The 12,424-nt window shown below is 42.2% G+C and carries 12 protein-coding genes; 4 read left to right on the top strand and 8 right to left on the bottom strand.

Going from position 1 to position 12,424, the window contains the following annotated elements; all coding sequences use genetic code 11:
• Position 1: 1 nt before the first annotated feature.
• The 6 genes from ACQ4LT_RS07785 to ACQ4LT_RS07760 form a co-directional block, all read right to left on the bottom strand.
• Positions 2–787 (bottom strand): hypothetical protein, encoded by a 786-nt coding sequence (locus ACQ4LT_RS07785; protein WP_445665466.1) that lies wholly within the window; start codon positions 785–787, stop codon positions 2–4.
• The gene (locus tag ACQ4LT_RS07780; RefSeq protein WP_445665465.1) at positions 784–1,521 is read right to left on the bottom strand and encodes an ABC transporter ATP-binding protein; all 738 of its coding nucleotides are present in this window, start codon (positions 1,519–1,521) and stop codon (positions 784–786) included. Before ACQ4LT_RS07780 ends, ACQ4LT_RS07785 begins: the two co-directional genes overlap by 4 nt.
• 45 nt (positions 1,522–1,566) lie before the next feature.
• Entirely contained in the window at positions 1,567–1,788 is a 222-nt protein-coding gene (locus ACQ4LT_RS07775; protein ID WP_445665464.1) for a helix-turn-helix domain-containing protein, read from the bottom strand.
• A gap of 2 nt (positions 1,789–1,790) precedes the next feature.
• Positions 1,791–2,408 (bottom strand): DUF2975 domain-containing protein, encoded by a 618-nt coding sequence (locus ACQ4LT_RS07770; protein ID WP_445665463.1) that lies wholly within the window; start codon positions 2,406–2,408, stop codon positions 1,791–1,793.
• 2 nt (positions 2,409–2,410) lie between these two features.
• Positions 2,411–2,833: a DUF2975 domain-containing protein gene (locus ACQ4LT_RS07765; RefSeq protein WP_445665462.1), complete on the bottom strand. Its 423-nt coding sequence runs from the start codon at positions 2,831–2,833 to the stop codon at positions 2,411–2,413.
• Positions 2,834–3,227: 394 nt separating this feature from the next.
• The gene (locus ACQ4LT_RS07760; RefSeq protein WP_445665461.1) at positions 3,228–4,415 is read right to left on the bottom strand and encodes a phosphorylase family protein; all 1,188 of its coding nucleotides are present in this window, start codon (positions 4,413–4,415) and stop codon (positions 3,228–3,230) included.
• Positions 4,416–4,436: 21 nt separating this feature from the next.
• Between ACQ4LT_RS07760 and ACQ4LT_RS07755 the strand changes: the two genes are divergently transcribed.
• The 4 genes from ACQ4LT_RS07755 (at position 4,437) to ACQ4LT_RS07740 (ending at position 8,942) form a co-directional block, all read left to right on the top strand.
• Positions 4,437–5,027 (top strand): NUDIX hydrolase, encoded by a 591-nt coding sequence (locus ACQ4LT_RS07755; RefSeq protein WP_445665460.1) that lies wholly within the window; start codon positions 4,437–4,439, stop codon positions 5,025–5,027.
• Positions 5,028–5,191: 164 nt separating this feature from the next.
• A complete protein-coding gene (locus ACQ4LT_RS07750; protein WP_445665459.1) occupies positions 5,192–5,713 on the top strand; it encodes a peroxiredoxin in 522 nt (173 codons plus the stop codon).
• Between the two features lie 12 nt (positions 5,714–5,725).
• A complete protein-coding gene (gene topA, locus ACQ4LT_RS07745) occupies positions 5,726–8,272 on the top strand; it encodes a type I DNA topoisomerase (protein WP_445665458.1) in 2,547 nt (848 codons plus the stop codon).
• Positions 8,273–8,372: 100 nt separating this feature from the next.
• Positions 8,373–8,942, top strand: coding sequence for a hypothetical protein (locus ACQ4LT_RS07740; RefSeq protein ID WP_445665457.1), 570 nt, complete (start codon positions 8,373–8,375; stop codon positions 8,940–8,942).
• 323 nt (positions 8,943–9,265) lie between these two features.
• On the opposite strand, the gene ACQ4LT_RS07735 is transcribed toward ACQ4LT_RS07740, so the two are convergent.
• Entirely contained in the window at positions 9,266–9,703 is a 438-nt protein-coding gene (locus tag ACQ4LT_RS07735) for a MarR family winged helix-turn-helix transcriptional regulator (protein WP_445665456.1), read from the bottom strand.
• Positions 9,704–9,827: 124 nt separating this feature from the next.
• Positions 9,828–12,284: a glycogen/starch/alpha-glucan phosphorylase gene (locus tag ACQ4LT_RS07730; RefSeq protein WP_445665455.1), complete on the bottom strand. Its 2,457-nt coding sequence runs from the start codon at positions 12,282–12,284 to the stop codon at positions 9,828–9,830.
• Positions 12,285–12,424 lie beyond the last annotated feature (140 nt).

Below are 12,424 nucleotides of genomic sequence, written 5' to 3'. Positions count from 1 at the left end.
TCTAAAACTGCTTCTTTTGATATAGGTAGTAGCCGAGTAAGGTAAAAGGTAGGCAGCTGAGAAAAGCAAAACCAAGAAGACTAACATCAATACTCGAAAATCCGCTGTCAAAAATTTGACGCAAAATTTGTTGAAAGGCTTCGGCACTGGGTATAAGATAGGTCAGTATCTGCAGCAGGATTTCGAACCAGCTATCTGTTAAGCCAAACATTTGTATAAACTGGTCAAAGTTTAATAACATGGAGGAAAATCCCGTTACGAAATATCCCAGCAGAACGCCTCCGAGATATGAGTTGGTGAGTATCAGGAACAGAACAATAGTGATGTAATAGGTTAACAGCGTGAGCGGCAGAAAAATAAGCAGGCCAAGAAAATGCTGAAATGGAAATATTGCGCCCTGAATTGTGGTTAGCAGACTAATAAGTACTACGCTTATAGCAGTATAAAAAAGACTAAAAATGAACATACCTGCAAAATCCGAAAAAAAGAGTTCAGTGCGAGAAATTGGTTTCGACAAGAGCAGGGAAGCCCGGTCCGGTTTTAGATTTTTCGAAAAATGTGTGGGTATCCCAATAATTGAAATAAGGATAATCACAGAAATCAGTTGATTAATAACGGTACTGGCAGGGAGATTTATGTCGGCTAATTGTATAAAATACGAGGTACTCGAGGGATCGGCTGTAATATCGCCCCACATAAAAACGGCTGCAACAAACAGGATAAAAATCCCGGGCCATGCCCACAGTAATCTATTTTTAAGAAGTGTTCGTACGGTAAAGCGGATCATGATATGGCGGGATCTTTGGTTTCAAAATGATTGAGATAGTAGTCTTCGACTGAGCCAAATTGTTCTTGAATCTCATCCTTGGTGGCCGAATTGATGATACGTCCATCGTTGATGAGATAGAGCGTATCACAGGTTTTATCGATGTCTGAGAGAATATGGGTGGTGATTAGGATTGAAATATTGCGTTCTTGTTTAAGGCTGAAGATGTAATCCATGATCGCCTTCTTTTGTACGGCATCGAGTCCGTTAAAGGGTTCGTCGAGGATATAAAACTGATCATCAGCTAAAAAGGTGTGCATCAACGCTGCGGTCTGACTCATACCCTTGGAGAGATTCTTTACCTTTTTGTTGAGGTAATTTACATTAAAAGCATCGGCCAATTCGTTTATTTTCTGATCTACCTGTCCGGGAGTGGAGTCTTTAAGATCAGCAAAGGCATGGAGCATTTCTTTGACCGTAAAGTTTTCGGGGAATGAAAAATTCTCAGGCAGATAGCTTACTTTTGCCCGTGCTTGTTTGTCTTTGTGATCGCTGCCCGTCAATGAAATATTTCCTGAATCAGCAAAAAGAAGGTCAAGGATTATTTTTAAAAAAGTTGATTTTCCCGAGCCATTTGGACCCAGTACAGCGGCAAAACTCCCATCGTGAATTTCAAGATGATCAATATCGAGATGAAAAGCGTTGCTTCCTGATTTTTTAAAGGTTTTGGATATGTTGTCAGCTCGCAAAATCATATATCGTTATTCATTTGGGATGAAATATGTTGCCGGCATATTGAGTTAATCATTATCGTTGTTATTTACCTCATGTTCCAGAATATCGCCCGGTTGGCAGTCTAATGCTTCGCAAATGGCATTGAGCGTGGAAAACCGTATGGCCTTGGCTTTGCCGGTTTTAAGGATGGAAAGGTTGGAGATTGTGATACCCACCTCTTCCGACAGTTCGGTGAGAGTTTTATCACGCTTTACCAGCATGAGATCTAAGTTAACTTTAATGGCCATTTTTACACCGTGAGCTTAAGTTCTTGATACATTTCGTATCCTTTCTCAAAAACTGCTGCTATTGTATAGATTAACAGGCCGATAAACCAGTAGCCAGGTGAGGAAACTGTAATAGTGATATTTGCAGAAGCTTCACTGAATAACGGTCTGGACAGAAAAGTAAAAAATATCCATCGCAGCGGATCTATGATAAAAAGAAGTATGGCAATTATTTTGATGCGCTTAATATTTTGCTGAGTAAAAACGGCTTCATTTACTGTGGCATTAAGCAAGTTTTTGAGTTGGTAAAGAATAGTCAATAGAATGGTCAAGCCCACCATGATAAACAGGGATAATTCCAAGAACATAGAGGGGAATTCTTGTGCTAGGGTTAGGATTTCGATATTGGCTTTTGCACTATCAATCGAAATTCCAGAATGGCCAAACTCTGCAGCTGGCTGGAGCATTTCGGTGCTAACTGGAATCGACATATTAATATTCATCGTTTTAGGTAATTTGTCCAGATAGGCTAAGAGCAGCGTAATGGGGACGAATGATCCGATAACCAAAAAGAAATACCAGAATAGCCTCGACAATTGTAAGCTAACTCGTGCTATAGAGTATGTTTGTAGTTTTTTCATAGCTAAACGGTTAGTTTTTGTTCTTCATGAATTTTCGTTGCCTGGCTAAAAATTTCGGCAAGAATAAGAATTACTAATCCCAAGATGATATAAATAATATCAAAAGTGGGGGTTACGGCCTGTAGGTTTTGTGTATCTACGTGAGTAGTAAAAAAGTAGTAGCTGAGCCATTGGTATCCGTAGAGAAAGGGGGTAGCAAGCATTACTAAGATAGCAATTATGCGAAGCCGGTTTTCATTTTCCGCGACAAAGGGATTTTCTCTCATTAAATTGTGCATAATACCCTTAAGTTGAGAAAGTCCATAGAGCAAAACTCCCAATCCTCCTACTTGAATTATCCGTATGACGATAAAATCCCACTGAAATCCATCTGCAAAAAGCGCCGGGTGATAGGAGGTTTGTAGCGGTTGCGTGAATAGAATCATGCTCTCACTATCTCCAATAGAAAGGTCCTTTGGTAGCAAATCTGGCGAGAAGTAGATGGGTAGGTCAATTGGGCTGAATGAAAATCCCCAAAATTGAAAAGCGATAAAAAGTGTTTGCAGGCAGAGTATTACCAAAACTCCTGCCCATGCCAATTGAACTATAAAATTAATAAATGAAGTGACTGACCACCTGCCTAATATCTTCATGAAGTACTCTGTTTCTTGATGTTCAACAGAAGTTAAGCAAAAATATTACCGAATTACAATAAATTTTTATTGATAAACAATAAACTATTGTTGTTTTATGGTAAATACTAAAAGCTATAGGTAGGGTAAAAAGAAAACCCGACAGATTTTAAACCTGCCGGGTTAGTGTAAAATTTTTGTTTTGTAGTTAATCGTCGTCTGGCCCACCCATAAGGGGTTCGTTCATGGCTCGGATACTGGCATTTGGCAAACCTTCAGGATAGGCTTCTTTACACATATTTAAGACTTCAACAGCCATTTCGATATGAAGCTGCTTAGAATTCTCATAGAACTCTTGCGCATCGTCGCTGAGCTTTGGCTTGCCGTGTAAGGGCTTGTCACTAACACAAAGCATAGTAGCATTGGGAATGCGATAGCGATAGCCATTAGTGGCCACTGTGGCCGATTCCATATCTACTGCGATACTGCGACTCGTGTGAATTTTCTCGACCGTTCGACGCTTAATAAACTCCCAATTCCGGTTGGCCGTGGTAAAGATAGTGCCCATGCGATAATTGCGATTAAATTTGTCAAGCACCTCTTTTAGAAAGACATTCATTAAATAATTGGGCGTAATGGGAATGTTAAGGGGTAGGATGTCATCTAAAACGCCGTCGTTACGCATAAATCCGGTAGCCAGCACAAAGTCGCCGATATCTTGGTGGTTGCGCAGACCACCACAATGGCCCACCATAATCATGGCATCGGGACGAAGTACTGCAACGTGATCAGTAATAGTTTTAGCATTGGAAGGTCCTACGCCAATATTAACAAGTGTAATACCTTTGTTATTTTCGAGCTTGTGATGGTAGGCCGGCATTTGAACGCCTTCCCGAGCGGGCGTTACGCAATCGGGAAACATTTCCTGGAAAACTTCGACGTGCATATCATAATTGGTAAACAGGATGTAGCGTTGAAAGTCTTCGGGATTGGTGCCGGTATAATGCTGCAGTCGATTGAGTGAGATTTCTATGCGCTCGGGGCTAAATAGAAATAGCTTTTTTTGCGTGATATCCCAATCGTCTTCGTCTGTATTGTCAAGTAAGTCGGGATCATTGAGCGGTAGGCGCTCACGCGAGGGAATGATTTTGATAACGGCTCCTTTTTGTCCCAGCTTTTTAAGCTCGCGAAGCAAATACCATCGAAAGGCTCCCGGTTTAGCCATCTCTCCCGTAATTATGGGATTGTGTTTGGACCACGATCGTTTGACCAGTACTTTGGGATATTCGCCATTTTCGTAAATTTTCTCCATTGTATCGCAGGCTGTGACCATGCGCTCGTGGAGTTCTTCTTGGGAATTTACTTCTTCTGTTTCAAATTCAAATCGATCAGACATAAATCGTAACCTGTTAGTCTTATGAGTGAAAAATCATTCCAGTTTACTATTGAACCGTGGTCGGTAGTCCTTGAAAATAAGAAATATCATACACCAATTTTTAATCTTTTGCAGCGAAAAATGCGACTTGAGGTAAAAGATGAAAAAAATGAGGGTGATTTTTATGTATTAGAGGCTCCGGAGTGGGTAAATGTTATACCGGTAACAAAAAATAACGAAGTAGTGTTGGTTGAGCAGTATCGATACGGGATAGAACAGCCAACGCTGGAAATTCCGGGTGGTATGGTTGATCCCGGTGAAAAGCCACTGGACTCCATTAAGCGAGAGCTTGTAGAGGAAACGGGATACGAATCTGCTAATTGGAGCAGCTTGGGAAAAGTGAGTTCAAATCCCGCTATTATGACCAATTATACTCATTTATATCTGGCTGAAGAATGTGAGCTGATAGCATCCGAACAACCAGCAGGAGATGAGCACGAACGTATTAATGTGCACCTGTTGCCGATGGATAAGTTTTTGGATTTTGTTACTGATGGCACTATTCATCATAGCATTATGGTAGCAGCAGTAGCACGGTTTTTGTTGAAAAGCAAGCAAGAAGCGAGAAGTTAAAAGAATAGCTTTTTTACTTTTTACTTCTTGCTTCCCTTCATCTAATCTTCAACTAAGAGCAATACCTTCCGCAATCAAAAGATTTATTGCAGTATCTTGCTGATCACTTTATTATAAAAGATACAATAATCCTTAGATATAGAACGAAGTGACTGGATTAACAGTTGGTATATGCGTCACTCACCATAAAGAATGCCTATAGAGATACCGATATGATTGATAGAGGAACTCAAGTTGAAACTAATTTTACGCTCGATGTAGTCGAAGATGGCGAAGAAAAAACGGTAACGTTTGACGACTTATTGGATAGGCCGACCATTGTATCAGTGTATATGCGAAACAATACATCTGGTTGCGACAAGCAAAACAAAAGTTTGGCTGAGCATGCCGACTGGTTTGACGAGCAGGGTTATAATTTGATTGCGATAAGTAAAGATAGCTGCGGTTCGCATAAGAACTATGCCGAAAAGTTGGGAATAAATTATATACTAGCATCTGATCCTGATTATAAATTTGCCAAAGCCACTGATTCTATTGTCGAAAAACAGATGTTTGGCAATAAATATGAGGCGCCAACACGTTCTGCTTATGTGATTGACACAGATGGTACGGTGAAAGCGATTATTGAAAAAGTAAATACTAAAGATCATGCCTCCGAGTTAAAGGAAGTGATCAAGAATTTGTAGAAAACGAGGTATATGAAGTCTCTTGTAATTGTAGAGTCACCCACAAAAATTAAAACGCTAAAGAAGTATCTGCCCAAGGATTATACGATTGATTCATCCATGGGCCATATTCGTGATCTTCCTGCAAACGCTAAAGAAGTTCCGAAAAAATTTAAGGGTGAAGAATGGGCCAATCTGGGCGTAAATACAGATGAAGGTTTTGAACCCCTTTATGTAATCCCATACGGTAAAAAGAAAGTGGTTAAACGCCTGAAAAAGGAACTTAAGAATGCTGATGAACTTATTTTGGCGACGGATGAAGATCGCGAAGGAGAGGCTATTTCGTGGCACTTAACAGAACTACTGAATCCCGATGTGCCGGTTAAGCGTATGGTATTCCGTGAGATTACCGAGGAAGCAATTAAGGAAGCACTTAATCATTTCCGTGATATCGATATGGATCTCGTGAATGCCCAGGAGGCGCGTAGAATTATTGATCGGTTGGCGGGATATACCATTTCTCCATTGCTGTGGAAGAAGATTGCCCCCGGCCTTTCTGCGGGACGTGTACAGTCCGTGGCCGTCCGGTTTTTAGTTGAGCGTGAGCGTGAACGTATGAAATTCCGCTCGGCGCGCTATTGGGATTTGAAAGCACAACTTCACAAGCAGGATGACAGCAATATTTTTGAGGCTGATCTGACGCATCTTGATGGAAAGCGGCTGGCTTCGGGTAAGGATTTTGATGAACATACCGGCAAGCTCAAAAAGCCTAAAAAGGTTGTTCTATTAGATGATAAGACTGCCGGTGAACTGCGTGATGAGCTTGATAAGACGAAATGGGAGGTTTCGGAAGTCAAGAAAAATCGCAAGAAGCGAAATCCGTCTGCAGCTTTTATTACTTCTACTTTGCAGCAGGAGGCCAACCGAAAGCTAAATTTCTCGGCTAAGCGTACGATGGGAGTGGCGCAGAAGCTGTATGAGAATGGATATATTACCTATATGCGTACGGATTCGGCGCGTTTATCGGGACAGGCGATCAATGCGGCACGCAATGCGGTAAAAGATGAATACGGCGAAGAGTATTTATTCGACCGCCCCCGAAATTATGGAGGCGGATCCAATGCCCAAGAAGCGCACGAGGCCATTCGCCCGGCGGGCAGTTATTTTAGGAAGCCCGAGGAAGCTGGATTAAGTGGTGATCAGTTTAGATTGTATGATTTGATCTGGAAACGAACCATCGCCACGCAGATGGAGCAGGCTGAGCTTGAATTTACGAATGTGACAATCAAAGCGGAAGCCAACGGAAAAGTTGCTGAGTTTAAAACCAGTGGAAAAACGATTGTATTTCCCGGTTTCTTTAGAGCATATGTAGAAGGTAGTGATGATCCCGATGCGGCGCTTGAAAATCAGGAGAAATTCTTGCCTGAATTGAATGAAGGGGAAGAAGTAATCGAAGAAGGTATTGAGCCAATATCCCACGAAACCAAACCTCCGGCACGATTTACGGAAGCAACGCTTGTTAAAGAGCTTGAAAAGCGGGGTGTTGGACGTCCGAGTACGTATGCATCTATTATCAGTACCATCCAGAATCGTGGATATTGTGAAGGAGATGGTAAAACGCTGGTGCCTACATTTACGGCTTTTGCGGTTACCGAATTGCTGGAAGAAAATCTGCATGACGTAGTAGACAGCGATTTCACATCCGAGATGGAAGCAAAGCTGGATGAGATTGCTAAGGGTAAGTTGGATACCAAAGAGTATCTGCAAACCTACTACAATGGTGAAAAAGGATTAAAGGCGAAAGTTGAGGAACAAGAAGATAAGATTGATCCTAAGGAAGCACGTCAGCTGGACCTGCCTATTCAGGATCTTGACGATATTCATATTTTTGTGGGACGTTATGGCCCATACATCAAAAAACAGGTGAACGAAGAAGAGTTGACGACTTCCATTCCGGAAAGTTGGAAACCGAGCGATATTACGGTGGAGAAATTGGAAGAGTTGATTAAGGCTGAAGAAGAAGGTCCAAAGTCTATCGGTAATCATCCCGAAACCGGAGAACCGATTTATGTACTGAATGGGCGATACGGGCCCTATGTGCAAGTTGGCGAACGTACGGAAGATAATAAGAAACCCGAGCGCGCTTCGTTGCTTAAAGACATGAAGCCTGAAGATGTAGATGTGGATTTAGCCTTGCGCTTGTTAGAACTTCCGCGTCCGCTTGGTGAGCATCCGGAAACCGGTGAGGTTGTTCGTGCCGGTGTAGGTCGTTATGGTCCTTTTGTAGTGCATGATGGCACCTTTGCTTCGCTTCGGAAAAGTGATTATGTGCTGGATGTTGAATTGGATCGTGCCCTTGAGCTCCTTGAGCAGAAAAAGAATAAAAAGTCGCGTAAAAGTAACGTTATTAAGGATCTCGGTGATCATCCTGAAAACGGGAAGAAAGTGCGGGTAATGACCGGCCGATATGGACCCTATATAAAGTATGGGAAAACCAATATTAGTCTGCCTGATGATTTTGACCCTGAAGATGTGAACATGGATATTGCAGTACAGCTTATTACTGAGAAGGGGGAATAACAGACGGTAAACGCCAGACTTCAAACGGTTGCCATCTCACGGCTGCTGTTTCGAAAATTTAACATGACAATAAGGTTCCAGTTTTCTAACTTGAGGCGTCATGGAAAAACAATCAGATACATATTTCAGCTATCCGCCGAATCTTCACGAACTGGATTTGGCTACGTTGGTTTCAATGTATCGCGACCGGGGTATTCCCAAAAAAGCAAAACCCGGAGAATATTTTGCCTGCACGGTAACCAATGAGCTTATCAAAGAAGGGAAATGGTGGTTTGGCCGGTATTACAGCCAGCAGGCCTGGGATGATACGCTGAGCCGAGGTTCGGAGGGTTTTCCGCTTACCGAGGTTGAAATGAATGTTCTCGGGCTTGTCTATGCTGCGGATGAAGAAGCCCCCCGGCGTAATTATGTAGAGCAAAATTGCGGAGCTGTCAGCAAGCTTGCCTATATGATCGTTAATGATTTAAAGGAGTTTGGTTTCTTATCGTTGGATGATCATGATCGCCTGTTGATTACGCCCCGTGGAGAAAAGGCACTTCAAGGTATCGCTAAACAAATTTATGGGAAAAAGTTCAAGGCCGATATGCTTAAGATTGAGCAGGGCGAAATTACCAATCCCAAGATTGAACGTGCGCCTAAGGAAGACAGTGAACAGGCTAATCTTTTTTAGGGATTATCACACTTCTTATTTTTATTCATATTCAGTAATTATTTCGATTGTAATGAAGCGAAATGAAGTTTCTGTATTTTGATTACTGTAATTCTCATAAAACAGAGATCTCTCCCGTTGGTCGAGATGACACAAGTAGGGTATAATTTATCTTAGTTGTGATTTCGAGCGATAGCGAGAAATCTTTGTTTTCTCCCAAAGTTTGTTCCGTACCAGGAAATTTTGGGCTGCTATGTTTTATCGATAACGAGATGAAAATCTTATCTGTTTTAAAGACCTTTGGAAGTTAGAAAGTTGACATTAATCTTGGTCTGTGACTTGGATTAATCCACCTCTTTTCCTTCTTCCATTGTATCCAAAGCATTTGAAATCATTTCTGATAGCACGTCAACATAGCGTTCACCTAACTCCTCTCTCTTGTGCTGGATCAATTTCTCCCATTTTTCTTGTACTTTCTCAACAGTAATTTTTCCATAACTTGTACATACAACTTTAGTTGCGCGTCCCTCTGATTGCTTTTCAACCAATCCCCGACGCTCTATTTTTTGAACCAATCGGGTTATCGTAGATGGTTTTAAATGGAGCATTTCTGCCAATTGGCTGGGCTGAATTTCAGGATTTTTGTTAACTAAATACAATAATAAGGTATGTGACGGCGAAAGACCTATTGTTTTCAACATTTTATCAGCCTGATTACTGAGTTCCCGGGCAAATGCGGAGGTGAGAAAAAAGATATTACCTTCTGTAAGTTTATCAGCCATAGTATTCAATTTAGTTGCGCATGCAAATAAATATATCTAAAAATTATTTCTTTTCAAGCTTAACATACAGTACCATGGAAGGTTAGATTTCCCGGCACTGTATAGGAGTGAAGATAATTTTAAATTATTGATTGACTTCAACATCCCAAATTCTCTCACAGTAATCCCTAATAGAGCGATCGGATGAAAAGTGACCCATATTGGCTACGTTGATTATCGCCTTGCGATTCCAGTCAAACTCATCCTGGTAATTGGCTTCTACTTCCTCTTGTTTTTCTACGTACTTTCTGTAGTCCGCTAATACCATAAAGTAGTCGCCTTGGTTTAATAAGGCATTAGTTATGGGGTGGAATAGATTAGGGTTATCGGGACTAAAGTAGCCGTCGTGGATCTGATCGATCACTTTCTTGAGTTCCTCATCCGACTCATAAATTTCCTGTGGATTATATCCCTGAGCTCGCACTTTCTCGATTTCATCCACGGTGTGTCCAAAGATAAAGATATTATCTTTTCCAACCTGCTCTCGAATTTCAATATTGGCGCCGTCCAGGGTACCAATGGTCAAGGCTCCATTCAGGGCAAATTTCATGTTTCCTGTTCCGGATGCCTCCATACCCGCTGTAGAAATTTGCTCGGATAGGTTGGCTGCCGGAATCATTTTTTCAGCCAGAGAAACGCTATAATCTGGCAAAAATAACACTTTTAGCTTGGGTGCAACTTCAGGATCATTATTGATCACTTCCGCAACACTGTTAATCAATTTAATATGCAATTTTGCCATGGTATAGCCCGGTGCAGCTTTCCCTGCAAAGAGCAGCGTACGTGGCTCAACGTCCGCATTGGGATTGTCCTTAATTCGGTTATACAGCGTAATGACATGCATCAACGCCATCAACTGGCGTTTGTACTCGTGGATCCGTTTAATCTGAATATCAAATATAGATTCCGGATTGACGGTAACGCCCATCGTATCCTTAATATAATCGGCCAGCTTTTGCTTGTTGCTCAATTTAATTTCCTTAAATTCCGACTGGAAGTCTTCATCCTTTGCAAATTGTTCCACTTCTTGCAGCTGATCCAAATGGGTAACCCAGTTATCTCCAATCCGGTCAGAAATTAGGTCTGCCAGCTCGCGATTACATTGACGTAGCCAGCGGCGGGGCGTAATACCGTTTGTTACATTGGTAAACTTCTCGGGATAGTGATCGGCAAAATCTTTAAAAATGGTTTTCTTCATCAAATCACTGTGAAGTTCTGAAACACCATTTATTTTTTTGGCGCCGATGATACCCAGATTTCCCATCCGCACGCGCGCATCCATCTCATTGCTGATGATCCGCATCCGATTCTTTTTGTCTCGATCATCGGAAATATCAATGGAATTCAGAAACCGTCGGTCGATTTCACGGATAATCTGTACGTGACGCGGCAGTAGGTTTGACATCAGCGAGAGCGGCCATTTTTCGAGCGCTTCCGGCATTAAGGTGTGATTGGTATAGTTGATAGTCTTCGAGACGATATCCCAGGCAGGTTCCCACTCCAATCCTTCTAAATCCATGAGCATGCGCATCAGCTCGGGTATGGCCAGATTGGGATGTGTATCGTTGCATTGGATGGCCATTTGGTCGGGAATTTTGCGCAGGTCGTCAAACTGTTTTTTAAAGCGATTCATAGCATCCTGCAGCGAAGCCGATACCAAGAAGTATTCTTGTTTCAGTCGCAGTTCTTGTCCCTTGAAGACTTTATCATTAGGATAGAGCACGCGCGAAATATTTTCCTCCAGCAGGTTACTGCGCACCGCCTCAATATAATCACCTTGATTAAAGCTTTTAAGATCAAAGCCTTCATCAGAGGTTGCCTTCCAGAGTCTCAGGTTATTGACCACTTCATTCTGAAATCCGGGGATGGGTGTATCATAAGCAAGGGCCGATACATTATGAGTATTCACCCAGTCGTAATGCAGGCGGCCATTGCTGTCCTCACTGGCGGTAGTTTCTCCGTAGAATTGTACGGTATATTTTTTCTTAGGACGCACAACGCTCCACGGATAGCCGTATTGCAGCCACATATCGGGTTTTTCCACCTGCCAGCCGTCTTCGATATCCTGATCAAAAATGCCATAATCGTACCGAATGCCGTATCCAAGTGCCGGTACACCGAGCGTAGCCATGGAATCCAAAAAGCAGGCAGCCAGACGTCCGAGTCCGCCGTTACCCAGCCCGGCATCCACTTCGGCTTCGCGAACCTTATCATAATCAAAACCGACTTCTTCAATAGCTTCGGCGGCCACATCCTGCATTCCCAAGTTGATGAGCATGTTGTCCATCAACCGGCCAATTAGATACTCCATCGAAAGGTAGTACACTCGCTTCGACTCATTCTGATAATAGCTCTGCTGGGTATTGATCCAACGATCATGCAGGCGATCCATCACGGCCAACACAACACTGCGATATTGATCCCAATCGGTGGAAGAGTATTTATCTTTGGCCAGCGTGTAGTGGAGGTGTTGTTTAATATCTTCCCGAAAGGAATCTACATCCATTCCGGTTCGGGGATTGAGAGTTGTATCAGTTGACATCTATAGAGGCGATTAGGTTGCTGGATTAGTGACGAAACAAGTAATGAGGAAAATACAAGAATTAAAAGTAGAAAATGAAGGAGAAGAAATTGGTTGAAATATTTTAGCTAAAGATGGGGCAAATATTTGTTAACGATTAA

It is taken from the genome of Fodinibius sp. AD559 (assembly GCF_052712805.1).
Note: the sequence above shows the minus strand (reverse complement) of the source record. Positions and strands in the feature narration are given on the sequence as shown.